The organism is Terrabacter sp. C0L_2 (assembly GCF_036352015.1).
GTDB lineage: Bacteria > Actinomycetota > Actinomycetes > Actinomycetales > Dermatophilaceae > Terrabacter > Terrabacter tumescens.
The window spans coordinates 49652-67829 of record NZ_CP143557.1 but is presented as its reverse complement, the minus strand read 5'-3'; the positions used below and the strand labels follow the sequence as shown (position 1 = coordinate 67829).

The 18178-nt window shown below is 72.7% G+C and carries 23 protein-coding genes; 19 read left to right on the top strand and 4 right to left on the bottom strand.

What is annotated here, in order from left to right; all coding sequences use genetic code 11:
• Position 1: 1 nt before the first annotated feature.
• Positions 2-835, top strand: coding sequence for a hypothetical protein (locus U5C87_RS00345; RefSeq protein ID WP_330474683.1), 834 nt, complete (start codon positions 2-4; stop codon positions 833-835).
• Positions 836-845: 10 nt separating this feature from the next.
• Here the strand turns inward: U5C87_RS00345 and U5C87_RS00340 are convergent, their stop codons facing one another.
• Positions 846-1217, bottom strand: a complete 372-nt coding sequence (locus U5C87_RS00340) for a DsrE family protein (RefSeq protein WP_330474682.1) — start codon at positions 1215-1217, stop codon at positions 846-848.
• Positions 1218-1240: 23 nt separating this feature from the next.
• Between U5C87_RS00340 and U5C87_RS00335 the strand changes: the two genes are divergently transcribed.
• The 9 genes from U5C87_RS00335 to U5C87_RS00295 all read left to right on the top strand — a co-directional run bounded on the left by U5C87_RS00335 (position 1241) and on the right by U5C87_RS00295 (position 7811).
• Positions 1241-1738 (top strand): FABP family protein, encoded by a 498-nt coding sequence (locus U5C87_RS00335; protein WP_030199640.1) that lies wholly within the window; start codon positions 1241-1243, stop codon positions 1736-1738.
• Between the two features lie 58 nt (positions 1739-1796).
• Positions 1797-2840 carry a CAF17-like 4Fe-4S cluster assembly/insertion protein YgfZ gene (ygfZ, locus tag U5C87_RS00330; RefSeq protein ID WP_330474681.1) on the top strand — a complete coding sequence of 348 codons (1044 nt, stop codon included), beginning with the start codon at positions 1797-1799 and terminating at the stop codon, positions 2838-2840.
• Between the two features lie 35 nt (positions 2841-2875).
• The gene (locus U5C87_RS00325; RefSeq protein ID WP_330474680.1) at positions 2876-3730 is read left to right on the top strand and encodes a 3-keto-5-aminohexanoate cleavage protein; all 855 of its coding nucleotides are present in this window, start codon (positions 2876-2878) and stop codon (positions 3728-3730) included.
• Between the two features lie 92 nt (positions 3731-3822).
• Positions 3823-4302, top strand: a complete 480-nt coding sequence (locus U5C87_RS00320) for a helix-turn-helix domain-containing protein (protein WP_330474679.1) — start codon at positions 3823-3825, stop codon at positions 4300-4302.
• A gap of 1 nt (position 4303) precedes the next feature.
• On the top strand, positions 4304-5365 hold the full coding sequence (locus tag U5C87_RS00315) for a hypothetical protein (protein ID WP_330474678.1): 1062 nt from the start codon (positions 4304-4306) through the stop codon (positions 5363-5365).
• Positions 5366-5452: 87 nt separating this feature from the next.
• Entirely contained in the window at positions 5453-6457 is a 1005-nt protein-coding gene (locus U5C87_RS00310) for an asparaginase (RefSeq protein ID WP_330474677.1), read from the top strand.
• 7 nt (positions 6458-6464) lie between these two features.
• Entirely contained in the window at positions 6465-6890 is a 426-nt protein-coding gene (dtd, locus tag U5C87_RS00305) for a D-aminoacyl-tRNA deacylase (RefSeq protein ID WP_330474676.1), read from the top strand.
• A gap of 92 nt (positions 6891-6982) precedes the next feature.
• Positions 6983-7297: a DUF2516 family protein gene (locus U5C87_RS00300; RefSeq protein WP_330474675.1), complete on the top strand. Its 315-nt coding sequence runs from the start codon at positions 6983-6985 to the stop codon at positions 7295-7297.
• A 76-nt stretch (positions 7298-7373) separates the two neighbouring features.
• Positions 7374-7811 carry a phosphomannose isomerase type II C-terminal cupin domain gene (locus U5C87_RS00295; protein WP_081920522.1) on the top strand — a complete coding sequence of 146 codons (438 nt, stop codon included), beginning with the start codon at positions 7374-7376 and terminating at the stop codon, positions 7809-7811.
• Positions 7812-7899: 88 nt separating this feature from the next.
• Here the strand turns inward: U5C87_RS00295 and U5C87_RS00290 are convergent, their stop codons facing one another.
• On the bottom strand, positions 7900-8700 hold the full coding sequence (locus U5C87_RS00290) for a class I SAM-dependent methyltransferase (protein WP_330474674.1): 801 nt from the start codon (positions 8698-8700) through the stop codon (positions 7900-7902).
• A 180-nt stretch (positions 8701-8880) separates the two neighbouring features.
• Between U5C87_RS00290 and mshA the strand changes: the two genes are divergently transcribed.
• From mshA to U5C87_RS00275, 3 genes are read left to right on the top strand one after another with little or no spacing between them, the layout of a single operon-like run.
• Positions 8881-10167 (top strand): D-inositol-3-phosphate glycosyltransferase, encoded by a 1287-nt coding sequence (gene mshA / locus U5C87_RS00285; RefSeq protein ID WP_330474673.1) that lies wholly within the window; start codon positions 8881-8883, stop codon positions 10165-10167.
• Positions 10164-10733 carry a YbjN domain-containing protein gene (locus U5C87_RS00280; RefSeq protein ID WP_443082092.1) on the top strand — a complete coding sequence of 190 codons (570 nt, stop codon included), beginning with the start codon at positions 10164-10166 and terminating at the stop codon, positions 10731-10733. The genes mshA and U5C87_RS00280 overlap by 4 nt, the downstream gene beginning before the upstream one ends.
• Before the next feature lie 23 nt (positions 10734-10756).
• Entirely contained in the window at positions 10757-11500 is a 744-nt protein-coding gene (locus U5C87_RS00275; protein ID WP_330474672.1) for a phosphoglyceromutase, read from the top strand.
• Positions 11501-11583: 83 nt separating this feature from the next.
• On the opposite strand, the gene phoU is transcribed toward U5C87_RS00275, so the two are convergent.
• Positions 11584-12303, bottom strand: coding sequence for a phosphate signaling complex protein PhoU (phoU, locus tag U5C87_RS00270; protein WP_030199686.1), 720 nt, complete (start codon positions 12301-12303; stop codon positions 11584-11586).
• A gap of 233 nt (positions 12304-12536) precedes the next feature.
• Between phoU and U5C87_RS00265 the strand changes: the two genes are divergently transcribed.
• Complete coding sequence (locus U5C87_RS00265) at positions 12537-13841, top strand: sensor histidine kinase (RefSeq protein ID WP_330474671.1); 1305 nt, start codon at positions 12537-12539, stop codon at positions 13839-13841.
• A gap of 55 nt (positions 13842-13896) precedes the next feature.
• Entirely contained in the window at positions 13897-14580 is a 684-nt protein-coding gene (locus U5C87_RS00260; RefSeq protein WP_030199695.1) for a response regulator transcription factor, read from the top strand.
• 147 nt (positions 14581-14727) lie between these two features.
• On the opposite strand, the gene U5C87_RS00255 is transcribed toward U5C87_RS00260, so the two are convergent.
• Positions 14728-15249: a hypothetical protein gene (locus U5C87_RS00255; protein WP_330474670.1), complete on the bottom strand. Its 522-nt coding sequence runs from the start codon at positions 15247-15249 to the stop codon at positions 14728-14730.
• 264 nt (positions 15250-15513) lie between these two features.
• Between U5C87_RS00255 and U5C87_RS00250 the strand changes: the two genes are divergently transcribed.
• The 4 genes from U5C87_RS00250 to ispF all read left to right on the top strand — a co-directional run bounded on the left by U5C87_RS00250 (position 15514) and on the right by ispF (position 18087).
• Positions 15514-15996: a CarD family transcriptional regulator gene (locus tag U5C87_RS00250; protein WP_030199704.1), complete on the top strand. Its 483-nt coding sequence runs from the start codon at positions 15514-15516 to the stop codon at positions 15994-15996.
• Positions 15997-16045: 49 nt separating this feature from the next.
• Positions 16046-16717, top strand: a complete 672-nt coding sequence (ispD, locus tag U5C87_RS00245; protein ID WP_443082117.1) for a 2-C-methyl-D-erythritol 4-phosphate cytidylyltransferase — start codon at positions 16046-16048, stop codon at positions 16715-16717.
• 75 nt (positions 16718-16792) lie between these two features.
• Positions 16793-17593 carry an SDR family oxidoreductase gene (locus U5C87_RS00240; protein ID WP_330474669.1) on the top strand — a complete coding sequence of 267 codons (801 nt, stop codon included), beginning with the start codon at positions 16793-16795 and terminating at the stop codon, positions 17591-17593.
• The gene (ispF, locus tag U5C87_RS00235; protein ID WP_330474668.1) at positions 17590-18087 is read left to right on the top strand and encodes a 2-C-methyl-D-erythritol 2,4-cyclodiphosphate synthase; all 498 of its coding nucleotides are present in this window, start codon (positions 17590-17592) and stop codon (positions 18085-18087) included. The genes U5C87_RS00240 and ispF overlap by 4 nt, the downstream gene beginning before the upstream one ends.
• Positions 18088-18178 lie beyond the last annotated feature (91 nt).

Here is an 18178-nt window from a genome sequence, read left to right as displayed (position 1 = left end):
AATGGCCCCCGTGCCTGAGGACAACGCGGCCCTGCCCGGACCCGACGTCTCTGGCGGCTCGGTGGCCGGCGGGTCGCTCCACCTCCCGCTCTCTCCCGTGGCCGCCGACCGCGTCCGCTGGGTCAGCATCGCGGCCACGTTCGTGGCCGCGGTCGCGCTGCTCGTGGCGCAGGACTCGGGGTATGCCGCGACGCTGGGTGTGACCCTCGTGCTCGCGCTCGCGGTGGCCTGGGGGTGGCCGCTGCTCACCGGCTCGTGGACGCCGACGGCGACGACCGTTGTGCTCGCCGCCTCCTCCGTGGCCATCGTGCTGAGCGCCCTGCGGGAGGACCTGCTCTGGGTGCCGGCCGCCGTGGCGTTCGGCATCGTCCTCTCCTTCTTCGGCCAGCTCGTCCGGCGCACCGGCCGCGAGGGTCTCGTGCTCACGCTGCTGTCGTCGTTCGGTGGGTTGGTCGTCATCGCCTCGGGCACGACCGCCGTCGTGGCCGCCGACACCGCGCGCGGCCAGGCCGTCGCCGTGGTGGCGATGGCGGCCGTCGGGGCTGCCGTCGTCACCGACCTGCTCTCCGGCGTGCGGGTGGCAGCGCCCCTGCTCGGCTTCGTCGCGCTCGCGGCGTCGGTGCTGGCGGCGGTCATCGCGGCGTCACGCTTCGTCGAGGTCGGCCCGCTCGAGGCCCTCGGCATCGGGGCGGCGGCCGGCACGGTGTCGTGGTCGTTCCGGCGGGTGCTCGCCCTCCAGCCGGCGATGCTGACGTTGCGCGGGCAGGTCGGGGCGGGCGTGGGCTCGGTGCTCGTGGTCGGCGCCGTCGTGCGCCTCTTCTCCGTCCTCACCTGAGGCGGCGGGGTCAGTAGACCAGGGCCTGCGCGCCCGGAGCCATGACCTCCTCGACGAAGACGGCGGCCCCCTTGATGACCGCGCCCTCGACGAGCTGGTCCTCGGTGAGCTCGCGCCGGGCCGCGCACTGCGTGCAGACGGTGAGCCGGCCACCCGCGAGAACCGCGTCGCGCAGCTCCACGAGCGGCGCGGCATACGGCAGCTCGAACTCCTCGGCGCGGCCGGGCACGGCCATCCACGTCGACTCGCCCGTCAGCCAGAGCGACACGTCGACGCCGCTCGCGACGGCGGTCGCGGCGACCGTGAAGGCCTGCGAGAGACGCTCCGGCGCCTCGGTTCCGGCGGTGACCTTGACGACGAGCGAGCGTGCGGGGGAGTCCATGGGATCAGGCTACGATCGGGCGCATGTTCAACCTCGACCAGGACATCCCGGAGCCGCTGCGACCCCTCGCCTGGCTCATCGGACGCTGGGAGGGCGCCGGCGTCGTGGGCTACCCCACGATCGAGTCGGCGCACTTCGGCCAGGAGGTCGAGGTGACCCACGACGGGCGGGGCTTCCTCAAGTGGGAGAGCCGCGCCTGGATCCTCGACTCCGAGAACGGCGCCAAGGTGCGTCCCGCCGCGGTCGAGTCCGGCTTCTGGCGCCCGCTCGAGAACGGCGAGGTCGAGCTGCTGCTCGCGCACCCGACCGGCATCCTCGAGCTCTACTACGGCAAGATCGAGCCGGCCAAGATCCAGCTCAAGACCGACGGCGTCCTGCGCGCGCCCGGCGCCAAGGAGTACAACGCCGCCACCCGCATGTACGGCCTCGTCGAGTCCAACCTGCTCTGGGTCATGGACATGGCGGCCGTGGGGCAGGAGCTCCAGAGCCACGTGTCGGCCACGCTCAAGCGCGTCGAGTGACGCACGCCGAGCTCGGGGCCTACGGAATGAGGCGTATGCCGTGAGCGTTCCTTCCAGCATGAGCGACGTGGAGCTGCCCACCCGACCGGCGACGACGAGCCCGCTGCTGGCGCGCCCCGGTGCCGTGGCCGGCGAGGGGGCCGAGGCCTCCGTCGCGATCCACTACGGCGACCCGATGCGTGAGCAGCGCCTCCTCGAGGAGGGCCTGGCGGTCGTCGACCTCTCGCACCGCGACGTCGTGACGGTCACCGGACCGGACCGGCTCAGCTGGCTGCACTCGCTGACCACCCAGCACCTCCTCGGCCTCGAGCCGCGCCAGTCGCGTGAGGCCCTCGTGCTGACGCCCAAGGGTCACGTCGAGCACTCGCTCCACCTCGTCGACGACGGCACGACGACGTGGATCACGACCGAGCCGGGCGCCGGGCAGGCGCTCGCCGACTGGCTCGACAAGATGCGTTTCATGCTCCGCGTCGAGGTCGCCCTCGTCACGGACGACTGGGCCGTCCTCGGCGAGCCGCACGCCAACGAGTCGGTCGAGGGTGAGCCGCTCGCGTGGCGCGACCCGTGGCCCGACCTCGTCGGCGACACGACGGCCTACGGCCCCGTCGACGACCACCCCGGCACCGATCGGGCCTGGCGCGAGATCCTCGTCCCCCGCACGGATCTCGTTGCGGCCGTGGGCGATCGACCGCTCGCCGGCCTCTGGGCCGCCGAGGCGCTGCGCATCGCGGCCTGGCGTCCCCGCCTCGGGCAGGAGACCGACCACCGCACGATCGTGCACGAGGTCGACTGGCTCCGCACCGCCGTGCACCTGCACAAGGGCTGCTACCGCGGTCAGGAGACCGTGGCCCGCGTCCACAACCTCGGCCGTCCGCCGCGGCGGCTCGTCTTCCTCCACCTCGACGGCTCCGGGCACGTCCTGCCGGCGCAGGGCAGCGAGGTCCGGGTCGGCGACAAGGTCGTCGGGCGCGTGACCTCCGTCGGTCGCCACCACGTCGACGGCCCCATCGCCCTGGCGGTCATCAAGCGCAACACCGACCCCACCCTCGAGCTGCTCGTCGACGACCTCTCGGCGTCGCAGACGGTCATCGTCGCGCCCTGACCGACGACGGCTCCGGCGCTGGCAGGATGAGCCGCATGAGCCCTGCACGCAGCGTCGCGAGCACCCTGATCACCGTCGCGCCCACCGGCGCCGAGAGCGCCAAGGCCGACGTGCCGGCGCTGCCGACGACACCGGAGGAGCTCGTCGAGACCGCCGTCGCGTGCGAGCGGGCCGGCGCCGCGCTCATCCACATCCACGTGCGTGACCGCGAGCACCAGCCGACCCTCGAGCCGGCCTTCCTCAAGGAGGCCGTCGACGGCGTGCGCGAGGCCACCGACCTCGTCGTCCAGTTGTCAACGGGCGGGGCGATCACCGACCCGCTCGAAAAGCGGCTCACCGTGCTCGACGCCGACCCCGACTCGTGCTCGCTCACGTGCGGCACGACGAACTTCGGCGACGGGGTCTTCCTCAACCCGTGGGGCTTCATGGTCGACCTCTACCGCCAGGCGCAGGAGCGCGAGGTCGTGCCCGAGTTCGAGCTGTTCGAGCTGGGACACGTCCACGCGCTGCGCCGCCTCATCGACGAGTGCGGACTGCCCTACGGCGGCAAGGTCCACGTCGACTTCGTCACCGGGGTGCCGGGGTCGATGCCCGGCACGCCGCAGGCCCTGCTCGCCGGCGTGGCGACGCTCCCGCCCGAGGTGACGAGCTGGTCGGCCACGGGCATCGGACGCGCGCACCTGCCGATCGTCGCCGCGGCCCTCTCGGCGGGCGGGCACCTGCGCGTCGGCATGGAGGACAACCTGAGGTATGCCAGGGGCCGGGCCGTCGTGCACAACAGCGAGCTCGTGGCTCGGGCCGCCGAGCTCGCGACCCTGATGCAGCGGCCACCGATGACGACGGCCGAGGCCCGCGAGGCCCTCGCGATCAAGGACCGTCGCACCCGCTGACCGCGTCCCCAGGGCGCTCAGCGGGGCAGTGTGGGGCGTCTCACGCTGCCCAGAGTTTGCAATCTGCTTGCTCTAGTTAGCACAATGGAGTCATGAGCAAGCTTCCGCTACCCGACCTCGGGGCCTACTTGCGCGAACAGCGCGAGAGCGCCCAGCTGTCGCTGCGGCAGCTCGCCGAGATGGCGGGTGTCTCCAACCCCTACCTGTCGCAGATCGAGCGCGGGCTCAAGCGCCCCAGTGCCGAGATCCTGCAGCAGATCGCCAAGGGGCTGCAGGTCTCCGCCGAGTCGCTCTACGTCCGTGCCGGCATCCTCGACGAGCGGGTCACCGAGGGTGACCCTGCCGCCGCGCCGGACGTCCTCTCCGCCATCGCCGCAGACCCGGTCCTCACCGACCGCCAGCGCGCGGTGCTCGTCGACGTCTACGTCTCGTTCGTCGGCAGCGACGAGACGACACCCGCCACGACACCGCGCCCCACGCATACGCCGGCAGCACCACGTCGGCGACCGTCGCGCAGCACCACCGCTGACGCGACCCCAGAGCTCACCGAGTCCACCGAGAAGGAGAACTGAGATGGCACTCAGCAAGAAGATCACCCAGGCCGTCAAGGACGCGCAGAAGCAGGCCGAGGCCGCCGTGGCCGACGTCCGCGGCCAGCTCGTCCAGGTCGAGGGCCGCATGCCCGAGGTCCAGGTCGACCCGACGCCGTTCTACGCCGTCGTCGGCGCCGCGAACATGGCGATCGACACGGTCCGCACCGCCGGCGAGCAGCTCGAGGTCGCCCGCCGTCAGGCCAAGGGTGCCGACCTGCGCAAGGGTGCCAAGAAGGAGGCGAACCAGCTGCAGAAGGACCTCCAGAAGCGCATCGCCGACCTCCAGAACCGCACCGCGGAGCTCCAGAAGCTCGCGACGACGTATGCCGAGCGCTTCGTCACGCAGGCCCAGGACCTCCCGGCACGCGTGATCAACGAGGGCCTCGTCATCGCGAGCAACGCGAAGGACCAGTACGACGCCGCCGCCGCCCGCGGCGAGAAGGTCGTCACCGACCTCCGCGCCCAGGGTGAGCGCACCGCGTTCGACCTCAGCGAGCGCGGCACCGCCACCGTGACCCGCGGCCGCCGCGTCGCCGAGACGGCCGTCACCGAGGGCGAGAAGGTCGCCAAGAGCCTCATGGACGTCGTCGTCAAGGACGCGTCGAAGATCGGCTCGCAGGTCGAGGCCTCGGTCGACGCCGTGGAGTCCGCCGCCGCTCCGGTCCCGGCCAAGCGCACCGCCGCCCACCAGCGCGCCATCCGCAAGTCTGCAGCGCAGAAGGCCGCCGCCACGCGCAAGGACAACGCGGTCGAGGCCACGACGACCCGCAAGGTCGCCGCCCGCAGCTCCGCCACGACCGACGACCCGCAGGCCACGGTCGCCCGCAAGGCCGCCCCGGCCAAGCGCGCGGCCAAGAAGTCGGTGAAGAAGGCGACCGCCACGACGGCGGGCGCGGCCAAGAGCGCCACCGCCGGCACCAAGACCGCCGCGAAGAAGGCCACGCCGGCCAAGAAGACCGCGAAGAAGAGCACGAGCAGCTCGAGCACGACGAGCTCCAGCTCGAGCTCGACCCCCAGCGCGAGCACGAGCTCGACGAGCTGAGTCCCGCCCGGCCGCAGGGCTGGACACAGGGCCGTCACCCCGACAGGGGTGGCGGCCCTGCTGCGTCGCTCCGGCATACTGCGGGACGTGTCCGATCACCTCGCGCCCTCGTCCGTCCCCGCCCCCACGTCCGTCAGCGCGGCCCTGACCGACGCCCCGATCGTCGCCCACGTGGTGCGCGCCGGGTTCGTCGAGTCGGTGCACCACGGCACGGCCGTCGTCACGGCGCCGGACGGCTCGGTCGAGCTCGAGATCGGCGACTCGAGCGGAGCGGTCTTCCCCCGTAGCTCGAGCAAGCCGCTGCAGGCGCTCGCGATGGTGCGCAGCGGCCTGGCGACCGACGGCCGGCTGCTCTCCCTGGCCTGCGCGAGCCACTCGGGCGAGGATTTCCACGTCGAGGCCGCCCGCGAGATCCTCGCCGGGGCCGGACTGACCGAGACGGACCTGCAGAACACCCCGGACTACCCCTACGACGACGCGGCGCGGATCGGCTGGATCGCCGACGGTCGCCCCAAGCAGTCGATCGTGCAGAACTGCTCCGGCAAGCACGCCTCGATGCTCGCGACCTGCGTGCTCAACGGGTGGGACCTGGCGACCTACCGCGACCCGAGCCACCCGCTCCAGGTCGCCATCACCGACACGGTCCGCGAGCTGACCGGCGCCGAGCCGAGCGCCGTCGCCGTCGACGGCTGCGGCGCCCCGATCCACGCCGTGCCGCTGCGCGCCCTGGCCCTGTCGTTCGGCCGGCTCGCGGCTGCCACGGACGGGCCGGAGGCCAAGATCGCGACGGCCATCCGCGACTTCCCGGAGTACCTCGGCGGCACGCACCGCGACGTCACCGCGCTCATCCGCGGCGTCGACGGGCTCGTCGCCAAGGACGGCGCCGAGGCCGTCTACGCCGTCGGCCTGGCCGACGGGCGCGGCATCGCGGTCAAGGTGGCCGACGGCTCCTCGCGCGCCCGCAGCGTCGTGCTCGCCGCGGTGCTGCGCCGCATCGGCGTCGGCAGCGACGAGGTCCTCTCCGTGCTCGAGCACCAGCCCGTGCTCGGCCACGGGCAGCCGGTCGGCGCCGTCGTCGCCGTCGGCGTCTGAGCCCCTCGTGAGGGCGGTCCTCCAGCGCGTCACGAGCGCCCGGGTCGAGGTCGAGGGCGAGGTCGTCGGGGCCATCGACCGCCCCGGCCTGCTCGCTCTCGTCGGCGTCACCCATGACGACGGGCCCGAGCAGGTGGAGCGCATGGCGCGCAAGATCGCCGAGCTGCGGATCCTGCGCGACGAGCAGAGCCTGACCGACGCGTGGGCCCCGGTGCTCGTCGTCAGCCAGTTCACGCTCTACGCCGACACGCGCAAGGGGCGCCGGCCGTCGTGGAGCGCGGCGGCGCCCGGCCCGGTGGCCGAGCCCGTCGTCGCCGACCTCGTCGAGGCGCTCCGGGCGCGGGGGATCGAGGTCGAGCAGGGCCGCTTCGGCGCCATGATGCAGGTCTCGCTTGTCAACGACGGCCCTGTCACCCTCGTCGTCGACGTCTGAGCCGCCGACCGCGCGCTGACGTCCGCCGTCGCCCGAGCCTGGGAGCCGGCTGGGAGGGGTCGACGCACGGGGGAGCGGGTTATCCTGCCCACATGCAGCTCTATGCCGGCTACCAGAGCCTCGTCACCCTCGTCCTCGGAGTGGTGGCCCTGGGCTGCGAGGTCTTCGCCTTCGTCGACGCCCTGCGCCACCCCGAGAACGCCTACGCCGCGGCCGGCAAGCGCACCAAGCGCTTCTGGCTGCTCATCACCGGGGTGGCGCTGCTCTTCGGGTCCATCTCGGTGTTCAACCCGATCGGCCTGCTGGGCCTCGCCGGCTTCCTCGGCGCAGCGGTCTACCTCGCCGACGTGCGCCCCGCGCTGCGCCAGGTCCGCGGCCTCGGGGGCCGCTCGAGCTCCGGCTGGTAGGCGCTCTACGCTTCGTCTGGCGCACCAGCGTGACGGATTGCGGCACACTGGGCTCTCACCGACGATGGGGGAACCTATGACCGACCAGCACCGCTCCGGCGCCGCCGTGGCGCCTGGCCAGGGCCCGACGCACTTGCCCGACGACTACGAGCGCGGCGACCGCAACCCCGCCCAGGACATCTTCGTCGCCGAGCGCCCGTGGGGGCAGTTCCAGCAGTTCGTCTCCAACGAGCAGGTCACCGTCAAGATCATCACGGTCCAGCCCGGTCACCGGCTCTCGCTCCAGCGCCACGACCACCGCGGCGAGATGTGGCAGGTCCTCGACGTGCCCATCGACGTCACCGTCGGCGACCGCACGTGGAGCGCCCAGCCCGGCGAGACGGTGTGGGTCCCCCGCAACTCGATCCACCGCATGGGCAACTCCGGCAGCGAGCCGGGTCGCCTGCTCGAGGTCGGCTTCGGCCACTTCGACGAGGCCGACATCGAGCGCCTCGAGGACGACTACGTCCGCTGAGGACGCCTGACGCCTCCGCACCGCGCGACACAGCACGTATGCCGTCCGGGCCACCGGGCGGCATACCTGCGTCTGCGCCCGGGTGCGTTCACCGCCCGGCCGGCGCCACGGCCGACCACGCGACGGTGAGCTCGCCGAGCCGCCACCGGGACGGCCCGTCGAGCAGCGGCCAGCTCTCGCGCACCTCGGCGGCGGTCGCGAGGAAGCGCTGCCGGGCCCCCCACGACGAGTGCGGGGCGTGGCGCGCCCACGCCCGGTCGAGGTCGGCGAGGAAGTCGTGCACGGGCTCGCCGGGCACGTTGCGGTGGATCAGCGACTTCGGGAGCCGCTCGGCGACGTCGGAGGGTCGCTCGAGGCCGCCCATCCGCAGCGACAGGGTGAGGCTGACCGGGCCGCTGGCGCCGACGGCGACCCAGGCGGCGCGCCGGCCGATCTCGTCGCAGGTGCCGTCGACGAGCAGGCCGTCGGGTGCCAGGCGCTCCTGGACGAGGGCCCAGGCGGCCGGCACCTCGTCCTCGGCGTACTGCCGCAGCACGTTGAAGGCCCGCACGACCGTGGGACGCGCACCGCCGTCGAGGGGGACCTCGAAACCGCCGAGCCGGAAGCTCAGGCCGTCGCGCTCGAGGGGCTTGCCCGCGGCGACCCGGGCCGGGTCGATCTCGATGCCGACGACCTGCACGTCGGGGCGCACCGCGCTCAGGCGGTCGTGCAGCTCGACGGCGGTCGTCGGCGAGGCGCCGTAGCCGAGGTCGACGACGACGGGCGGGCCGGGACTGCGCCGGAGCCGCCACGCCTGGGGGCCGGCGATCCACCGGTCGCAGCGGCGCAGCCGGTTGGGGTTCGTCGTGCCGCGCGTCACCGTGCCGACGGGGCGTTGGCGAGGGGGCACGACGGCAGGCTACGCGAGGCCCTTCGGCCGGTCGATGTATCGCCGCGGTCCAGGGCACGCCGGAATACATCGAATCACCGGTGTGGTTGAGTCGGGGAGAGCAGGACGAGAGCAGCACGAGAGCACGAGCAGGTGCAGGACGAAGGGATGCCGATGGCGGCCGAGCCGAGACGCGTGGCGATGATCAGCGTCCACACCTCGCCCCTGGAGCAGCCGGGGACCGGTGATGCGGGCGGGCTCAACGTCTACGTTGCCGAGACGGCCAAGGAGCTCGCGGCGCGCGGCGTCGAGGTCGACATCTTCACGCGCCGCACGACGGGGGAGACGCCCGTCGAGGCCGAGCTCGTCCCGGGCGTGCGCGTGCGTCACGTGACCGCCGGCCCCTACGAGGGCCTGGCCAAGGAGGAGCTCCCCGGCCAGCTCTGCGCCTTCTCCGCAGGCATCATGCAGGCGGGCCTGTCGGTCCCCGAGGACCACTACGACCTCGTCCACTCGCACTACTGGCTCTCCGGCCAGGTCGGCTGGCTCGCCGCCGACCGCTGGCGGGTCGCGCTCGTGCACACGATGCACACCATGGCCCGCGTCAAGAACCTCCACCTCGCCGAGGGCGACCCGCCCGAGCCACGAGGCCGCGAGATCGGCGAGGTCCAGGTCGTCGAGGCGGCCGACCGCCTCATCGCCAACACCGACGACGAGGCCCGTGAGCTCATCGAGCTGTATGCCGCGCCGCCGGCCAAGGTGTCCGTCGTCCCTCCCGGGGTCGACCTGTCGACCTTCACGCCGGGTGACCGTCGTGAGGCGCGCCGCGCTCTCGGGCTGCCCGTCGAGGGCGAGCTGCTCCTCTTCGTCGGCCGCATCCAGCCGCTCAAGGCCCCCGACGTGCTGCTCCGCGTTGCCGGCGAGCTGCTGCGCCGCGACCCGGATCGCCGTCGGCGTCTCACCGTCGCGGTCCTCGGCGGCCCCAGCGGGAGCGGCCTGACCCGTCCCCACGAGCTCGAGGAGCTCGCGCGTGCCCTCGGCATCGACGACGTCGTCCGCTTCGTGCGGCCGGTGGCCAGGCCGGTGCTCGCCCAGTGGTACCGCGCCGCAGACCTCGTGCTCGTGCCCAGCCACTCGGAGTCCTTCGGCCTCGTCGCCATCGAGGCGCAGGCGTGCGGCACCCCCGTCGTGGCCGCACACGTCGGGGGCCTGCCCACCGCCGTCGGCGACGCCGGTGTCCTCGTCGACGGACACGAGACGCCCGACTGGACCGACGCCGTCGAGTCCCTCCTGCGCGACGACACCCGGCGCCTCGCGCTGGGGTCCGCGGCCGTCGCCCACGCCGCCCAGTTCGGCTGGGGCGCGACGACCGATCGGCTGCTCGAGGTCTACCGGCAGGCCATCCGCGAGCGCGCCAACGGCACCAACGAAGTCCCCATCGACGAGGGCCAGAGCCTCGTCGGCGTGCCGACGGCGGTGATCCCGTGAGCGCCGAGCCGCAGGAGCCGGACCCGGCGGACCCGGTGGACTCGGTGGACTCGGCGGAGGGCACGCCGCGCGCGGCCGCCGAGGCCCGCCTCACGGCATACCTCGACTCCGTCGGGCTCGACTGGGAGCTCGGCGGACGCGCGGGTGAGTACGTCGTCACGCTGCCCGGCGAGAAGAAGCTCAAGACCGTCGTGTCGGTGCTCGTGCGCGACCGGACGACGAGCCTCAGCGCCTTCGTCATCCGCAACCCCGACGAGAACCACGAGGTCTTCTACCGCACCCTGCTGCGCAAGAACCTCCGGCTGCAGGGGCTCGCCTACGCGATCGACTCCGACGGTGACGTCTACCTCCGCGGCGAGATCCCGACCGTCGCGGTCGAGCCCGACCACCTCGACCAGGTCTTCGGCATCGTGCTGTCCGCGAGCGACGACGTCTTCAACGAGCTGCTCGCGCTCGGCTTCCTCGGCTCGATGAAGAAGGAGTGGGCCTGGCGGGTGTCGCGTGGCGAGTCCACCCGCAACCTCGACGCGTTCCGTCACCTGTTGGACGACGGGTCGGAGGCCTGATCGGCCGTCGCTAGGCTGGCGCCATGACCTACACGCTCGTCCTCGTCCGTCATGGCGAAAGCGACTGGAACGCCAAGAACCTCTTCACCGGCTGGGTCGACGTCGACCTCACCGACAAGGGCCGCGCCGAGGGCGTGCGCGCCGGCGAGCAGCTCAAGGAGGCAGGGATCCTGCCCGACATCGTGCACACCTCGCTGCTGCGTCGCGCCATCACGACGGCCAACCTCTCGCTCGACGCCGCCGACCGCCACTGGATCCCGGTCAAGCGCGACTGGCGCCTCAACGAGCGCCACTACGGCGCGCTGCAGGGCAAGGACAAGAAGCAGACTCTCGAGCAGTTCGGCGAGGAGCAGTTCATGCTCTGGCGCCGCTCCTACGACGTGCCGCCGCCGCCCATCGAGGTCGACGACGAGTTCTCGCAGCACGGCGACCCGCGCTACGCCGGTCTCGGCGACGCGATGCCCGCGACGGAGTGCCTCAAGGACGTCGTCACGCGCCTCATGCCGTACTGGGAGACCGAGATCCAGAACGACCTCGCCGACGGCCTCACTGTCATGGTCGCCGCGCACGGCAACTCGCTGCGGGCCCTCGTCAAGACGCTCGACGGCATCTCCGACGACGACATCGCCGGGCTCAACATCCCCACCGGCATGCCGCTCGTCTACGAGCTCGACGAGTCGTTCAAGCCCGTCACCCCGGGTGGGCGCTACCTCGACCCCGAGGCCGCCCGCGCCGCGGCAGAGGCCGTCGCCAACCAGGGCCGCTGACCGACCGCCTTCACCGTCGAAAGGCCACGAACCGGGCTCCGGTTCGTGGCCTTTCGGGGCTTTCGGCTGGAGGCGTCTGGGCGTCAGGCGGGGGTGTGCCCGCGCTCGATCTCGGCGATGACGTCGGCGTCCTCGTCGTCCTCGTGGTCGAAGCTGACCTCGGAGTCGTACTCGCCCGTGACGAGGTAGACGACGCGCCGGGCGACCGACACGGCGTGGTCGGCGAAGCGCTCGTAGTAGCGGCCGACGAGCGTCAGGTCGAGGATCGAGCTGCGCGACCACGACGTGTTCTCGTCGAGGAGCGCCGCGAAGAGGTCGCGGTGCAGGTCGTCCATCGCGTCGTCGTCCTTCTCGAGCGCGATGGCGCCGGCGACGTCCTTGCTCGCGATGATCGAGCCGCACTTGGCCACGATCGCCTCGGCGACCTGGCCCATCTGCAGGATGTGCGCGCGCAGCTCCGGCGGCACCGCCGAGTCCGGCGTGCGCAGGCGGGCGACCTTGGCGACGTGGCGGGCGAGGTCGCCCATCCGCTCGAGGTCCGAGCTCATGTGCATCGCCGTGACGACGATGCGCAGGTCGGTCGCGACGGGCTGCTGCCGCGCGAGCAGGTCGATGGACAGCTCGTCCAGCTCGATGCGGATGTCGTCGAGCTTGCGGTCGGCCTCGATGACCGACTCGGCGAGGTGGACGTCGGCGTCGAGCAGGGCGGTCGTGGCGCGGGAGATGGCCGACCCCGCGAGCCGGGTCATCTCGACGAGCTGGTCCGAGATGGTGTCGAGGTCCTCGTGGAACTGGTCGCGCATGGTCTTCCTGTCAGTCGCCGGTCGTGCGTGCTCGGGTCGTCGTGCCTGCCAGCCTGCCACCCGCGACGCGCGCGAGAGGGCATACGGGCGGGTCGACACGTCCCCCGCTGGTGCAGAGGCTCGCAGGGCTTCGTGAATGGGTGGGGACGCTGAGGTGAACAGTGGGTTCGTGCACCGCACGAGCACGGCGCGCGTGGTCGGAGCCTCCCGCGTCGATGCGTACGCTGAGTGTCGTGGACCCGACGACCGCGGCAACGCTCGGTGGCATCGCCGGCCTCGCCCTGGGCGGCCTGGCGATGGTCGCCGTGCGCCTGTCGGACCGCTCGACGGCGGCCGAGGCGCCGGCCCCTCCCGACCCGCCGCTGCCCCCGGGCGTCGGTGAGGTCATCGCCGTCCTGCGCTCGAGCGGCATCCTCGTCGACTCCTCCGACCGCGTCGTCAACAACTCGCCCGCGGCGGTCGCGCAGGGTCTCGTGCGCGGCCAGGAGCTCGTCCACCCCGAGCTGCTCCACCTCGCCCGGGCGGTGCGCCGCGACGGCGTCATCCGCGAGGCCGAGCTGACCCTGCAGAAGGGCATCGGCGACGGGCGCCTCGTCGTGGCCGCCCGCGTCGCACCCCTGGGCGCCGACCACGTGCTGCTGCTCGTCGAGGACCGCTCCAAGGCGGCCCGCGTCGAGGAGATCCGCCGCGACTTCCTCGCCAACGTCAGCCACGAGCTCAAGACCCCCGTCGGCGGCATCTCGCTCCTCGCCGAGGCGGTGCTCGACGCCCACGACGACCCCGAGGCCGTGGCCCGCTTCGCCAAGCGGATCAGCGTCGAGTCCGACCGGCTGACCCGCCTGGTCAAGGAGATAGTCGAGCTGTCCCGCCTGCAGGGCGCCGACGTCATCAAGGACCCGACGCTCATCGACGTCGGGGCGTGTGCCCGCGACGCCGCCGACCGCAGCCGACTCATCGCCGACGAGCACCGCATCGAGCTCGTCACGGCGGTCGACGAGGGCTGCGAGGTGTGGGGCGACGCCGACCTCGTGACCACCGCCATCAGCAACCTCATCGGCAACGCCATCGCCTACTCCGACAGCGGCACGCGCGTCGGCGTCATGGTGCGCCGCGGTCGCTCCGGCGTCATCGACGTCTCGGTCACCGACCAGGGGCTCGGCATCGCGCCGGACGAGCAGCAGCGCATCTTCGAGCGCTTCTACCGCGTCGACACCGCGCGCTCGCGCGCGACGGGTGGCACCGGCCTCGGCCTCGCGATCGTCAAGCACGTGGCCGACAACCACGGCGGCAACGTCTCGGTCTGGTCCGAGCCCGGCCGCGGCTCGACCTTCACCATCGAGCTGCCCGCGGCCAACGCCTCCGGCGCCATCGAGCCCGCCGCACCGACGACGTATGCCGCCCTGCCGCACGACCCGCGGCCGACTCCGTCCGACCGCGAGGGCTCGACGCCGGCCGGGGACACGAGCCCGACGCCGTCCGCAGACCCGGGTCCGAACCCGTCCGTGGACACCGGCCCGACTCCGTCCGTGAGCGCCTGAGACCCCACCTGAGCAACCCGCCAGCCCCACGCTGCCAGACCCCGAGAGGCCCGTCTTGAGTCGCATTCTCATCGTCGAGGACGAGGTGTCGTTCTCCGACCCGCTGTCCTACCTGCTGAAGAAGGAGGGCTACGACGTCGCCGTGGCCGAGACCGGGCCGGACGGCCTGGCCGAGTTCGACAAGAACGGCGCCGACCTCGTCCTGCTCGACCTCATGCTCCCCGGCCTGTCGGGGGTCGACGTGTGCCGGGCGCTGCGCCAGCGGTCGTCGGTCCCGGTCATCATGCTGACGGCCAAGGACAGCGAGATCGACAAGGTGGTCGGCCTCGAGATCGGCGCCGACGACTACGTCACGAAGCCCTACTCGAGCCGCGAGCTGCTCGCGCGGGTCAAGGCCGTCCTGCGCCGTCTCGCCGAGCCCGAGGACCTGCTGCCCTCGACCCTCGAGTCGGGGCCGGTCCGGATGGACGTCGAGCGCCACACCGTCAGCGTCGCGGGCCGGTCCGCCTCGCTGCCGCTCAAGGAGTTCGAGCTGCTCGAGATGCTGCTGCGCAACTCCGGCCGGGTGCTGACGCGCATGCAGCTCATCGACCGGGTCTGGGGGAGCGACTACGTCGGGGACACCAAGACCCTCGACGTCCACGTCAAGCGCCTGCGGGCCAAGGTCGAGCCCGACCCGGCCAACCCCGTCCACATCGTCACGGTGCGCGGCCTCGGCTACAAGTTCGAGGCCGGCTGAGCCGTCGGACGTCACCCGCGACCCGGTGACGCGCAGACGCAGTGGTGCGCCCACGGCATACGCCGTCGGTGACCGCTCGCGGCCCCGTCGAGAACGCACGAGGACCGGCCTCCCGAGGGAGCCGGTCCTCGTCGTGTCAGGCGTCAGTCAGCTGCCCGTGGGCGCGGGCGTGACCGTCGAGTAGTAGTCCTTGGGGGCCAGCACGGGCACCTTGACGACGGTCGTGCCGCCGACGCTCGAGGTGACCGTGACGGGCACGAGGCCGCCCGGCTTGGTCTTGACCCCGCTGAGCTGCAGGCCCTTCGAGGAGAGGGAGACCTGCTCCTGCGGACGCAGCGAGATCTCGGACCCGGTGGGCGCGCTCGTCGCGTTGGGGTCGGCCTGGGCGGCGATCTGGACCGTCATGTCCTGGTCGCCGAGGTTGACCGCGGAGCCGGAGATGACGACGGTCCCGGTGCCGTCGCCGACGAGCGCGAGGTCGCGAAGGGCGAGCTCGCCGACGTTGGCCGGCACGCCGTCGGCGGGGACGTAGGCGACGTCGGTCTGGACGGGCGAGTTGACCTGGCAGCCGGTCGTCGCGAGGGCGAGGGCCACACCGGCGAGCACCGTCGTCACCCGGCGGGTGGACGGGCGACGCGCGGGGGCCGGGGCGGGGATTCGACGCTTCACGGGCGACAGCCTACCGGCGCACGGGCCGCGCGGCCGGGGCACCCGCCGTAGCGGCTCGCCGGGGTGACCGGGCAGCCGTCGGGACGGGCCGGTCCGCGCGTCCGGAGGGGCTCGTGATGCATGCCGAACCGGGTTCTGTCAAGACGTCAATCGTCGGCCCCGGGCGGCCGACTATGGCTCTGACCTGCGACGATGCCGGATCCTGAGATCGCTATGTGCCTTGGTTCGTGATAATCTGGAGGTCGCGAAAGGGGAAAACAGCAGATGGTTTTCAAGGTCGGCGAGACGGTCGTGTACCCCCACCACGGGGCTGCACTGATCGAAGAGATCAACACACGAACGATCAAGGGAGAGGACAAGCTCTACCTCAAGCTCAAGGTCGCTCAGGGTGACCTGACGATCGAAGTCCCCGCCGAGAACTGCGACCTCGTGGGTGTCCGCGACGTCGTGGGCCAGGAGGGCCTGGACCGGGTGTTCGAGGTCCTGCGCACGCCCCACACCGAGGAGCCGACCAACTGGTCGCGCCGCTACAAGGCCAACCTCGAGAAGCTCGCGTCGGGTGACGTCATCAAGGTCGCCGAGGTCGTTCGTGACCTGTGGCGTCGTGACCAGGACCGTGGTCTGTCGGCCGGCGAGAAGCGCATGCTCGCCAAGGCCCGCCAGATCCTCGTCTCCGAGCTCGCGCTCGCGGAGAAGACCGACGAGGAGAAGGCCGAGACCATCCTCGACGAGGTCCTCGCGTCCTGATCCGGGCGAGATCCTGAACAACGAGACCGGAGCCGGTCGCGTCGGCGTCATCGTCGTCGCGGCCGGCTCCGGTTCGCGTCTGGGGGCTTCGGTCCCCAAGGCGTTCGTGCCCCTCGCGGGGGTGCCCATGCTGGGGCACGCGCTGCGGGGGGCTCTGTCGTGCACGGCGGTCTCCGAGGTGGTCGTCGTCGCTCCTGCCGCGCACCGCGGTGACGCCGAGGTCCTGGCCGAGGGCGTATGCCGTGAGCTCGGGTCGTCCGCGCCCGTGGCCGTCGTCGTCGGCGGGGCCGAGCGGGGCGACTCCGTCGCAGCCGGGCTGGCCGTGCTGGGCGATGCCGTCGAGATCGTCCTCGTCCACGACGCCGCCCGGTGCCTGACGCCGGTGGCGGTCTTCGACCGGGTCGTGGCCGCCGTCGCCGGTGGGGCGGTCGCGGTCGTGCCCGGCACCGCCGTGGTCGACACGATCAAGCAGGTCGACGCGGAGGGCTTCGTCGTCGGCACCCCGGACCGGTCGGCGCTGCGCGCGGTGCAGACGCCCCAGGGCTTCCGGCGGGACGTGCTCGAGCGGGCCCACGCCGTCTCGAGCGACGCGACCGACGACGCCGGGCTCGTCGAGCGGCTGGGGGAGCGGGTCCTCGTCGTCGAGGGCGACCCGCGAGCCCTCAAGGTCACCACCCCCGCGGACCTCGACGCCGCCGCCCGCCTCCTCACCGCCACCTGACCCGCGGTTCGATGTATCTGCGCGGCCTCTGGGGCGCGCGGATACATCGAACCGGCAGCGCCTATTGTCGGCAGCGTGACCGACGTGACGACCTCGACCCAGTCCCGCCCCCTGGCCCTCATCACCGGTGGCGGCACCGGCATCGGCGCGGCCATCGCCCGGCGCCTCTCGCAGGACGGCTTCGACGTCGTCGTCGCGGGCCGCCGCCGCGAGAAGCTCGACGAGGTCGTGGCCTCCGTCGAGGTGGCCGGAGGCTCGGCCCGCGCCCTCGTCATGGACGTCACCGACGCCGACTCGGTCAGCCAGGGCGTTGCGACGCTCGGCCGCTGCGACGTCGTCGTCAACAACGCCGGTGGCGCCCTCGGCGTGACCCGTGTCGAGGACGGCGACCCGGCCGAGTGGGAGCGGATGTACGCCACGAACGTCGTCGGCACGATGCGCGTCACCCAGGCCGTGCTGCCGCTCCTGCGCCGCTCGGCCCGCGCCACGATCGTCGACATCAGCTCCATCGCCGGCGAGCGCGTCTACGAGGGCGGCGCCGGCTACGTCGCCGCCAAGCACGGCACCTCGGTCGTCTCCGAGACGCTGCGCCTCGAGCTCAACGGCGAGAACATCCGCGTCGTCGACATCCGCCCCGGCATGGTCCGCACCGAGGAGTTCTCCCTGACCCGGCTGCACGGCGACCAGGCCGCGGCCGACAAGGTCTATGCCGACGTCGACCGCCCCCTCGTGGCCGACGACGTCGCCGAGTGCGTCGGCTTCGTCGTCGGGCTGCCCCAGCACGTCAACATCGACACCATGGTGATCAAGCCGGTGGCGCAGGCGGCCCCGCACAAGCTCCACCGCGGCCCGATCGACTGGAAGGACGCCCGGTGACGACCCTCCCGCGCGTCGGCGTCGGGGTCGACGTCCACGCGTACGCCCTCGAGGGGTCGGACCGCGAGCTGTGGGTCGCCGGCCTGCTCTGGCCGGGCGAGCGCGGTCTCGACGGGCACTCCGACGCGGACGTCGCGGCGCACGCCGCCTGCGACGCGATCTTCTCCGCCGCCGGCATCGGTGACCTCGGCGCGCACTTCGGCACGTCCCGCCCCGAGCTCGCCGGCGCGTCCGGCGTCACACTGCTGTCCGAGGCCGCGAGGCTCGTGCGCGAGGCCGGCTACGAGATCGGCAACATCGCGGTGCAGGTCGTCGGCAACCGTCCCAAGGTGGGCACGCGCCGCGCCGAGGCCGAGGCCGCGCTGTCCGAGGCGGCCGGCGCCCCGGTGTCGGTGAGCGGCACGACGACGGACGGACTGGGCCTCACCGGCCGGGCCGAGGGCATCGCCGCCATCGCCACCGCCCTCGTCGTCCCCACCGCACCGGTCGAGTGAGCGCTCCGCCCCAGTCGAGTGAGCGCTCCGCCCCAGGCCGGGGCGCGCCCGTCCGCGACTGATGTGACTGGGCGCTCACTCGTGTGTGACG

Excerpts from the sequence above, each read along its gene's own strand:
- U5C87_RS00345 (WP_330474683.1), top strand. The coding sequence starts at position 2 with ATGGCCCCCGTGCCTGAGGACAACGCGGCCCTGCCCGGACCCGACGTC.
- U5C87_RS00340 (WP_330474682.1), bottom strand. The coding sequence starts at position 1,217 with ATGGACTCCCCCGCACGCTCGCTCGTCGTCAAGGTCACCGCCGGAACC.
- U5C87_RS00335 (WP_030199640.1), top strand. The coding sequence starts at position 1,241 with ATGTTCAACCTCGACCAGGACATCCCGGAGCCGCTGCGACCCCTCGCC.
- ygfZ (WP_330474681.1), top strand. The coding sequence starts at position 1,797 with ATGAGCGACGTGGAGCTGCCCACCCGACCGGCGACGACGAGCCCGCTG.
- U5C87_RS00325 (WP_330474680.1), top strand. The coding sequence starts at position 2,876 with ATGAGCCCTGCACGCAGCGTCGCGAGCACCCTGATCACCGTCGCGCCC.
- U5C87_RS00320 (WP_330474679.1), top strand. The coding sequence starts at position 3,823 with ATGAGCAAGCTTCCGCTACCCGACCTCGGGGCCTACTTGCGCGAACAG.
- U5C87_RS00315 (WP_330474678.1), top strand. The coding sequence starts at position 4,304 with ATGGCACTCAGCAAGAAGATCACCCAGGCCGTCAAGGACGCGCAGAAG.
- U5C87_RS00300 (WP_330474675.1), top strand. The coding sequence starts at position 6,983 with ATGCAGCTCTATGCCGGCTACCAGAGCCTCGTCACCCTCGTCCTCGGA.
- U5C87_RS00295 (WP_081920522.1), top strand. The coding sequence starts at position 7,374 with ATGACCGACCAGCACCGCTCCGGCGCCGCCGTGGCGCCTGGCCAGGGC.
- mshA (WP_330474673.1), top strand. The coding sequence starts at position 8,881 with ATGATCAGCGTCCACACCTCGCCCCTGGAGCAGCCGGGGACCGGTGAT.
- U5C87_RS00275 (WP_330474672.1), top strand. The coding sequence starts at position 10,757 with ATGACCTACACGCTCGTCCTCGTCCGTCATGGCGAAAGCGACTGGAAC.
- phoU (WP_030199686.1), bottom strand. The coding sequence starts at position 12,303 with ATGCGCGACCAGTTCCACGAGGACCTCGACACCATCTCGGACCAGCTC.
- U5C87_RS00250 (WP_030199704.1), top strand. The coding sequence starts at position 15,514 with ATGGTTTTCAAGGTCGGCGAGACGGTCGTGTACCCCCACCACGGGGCT.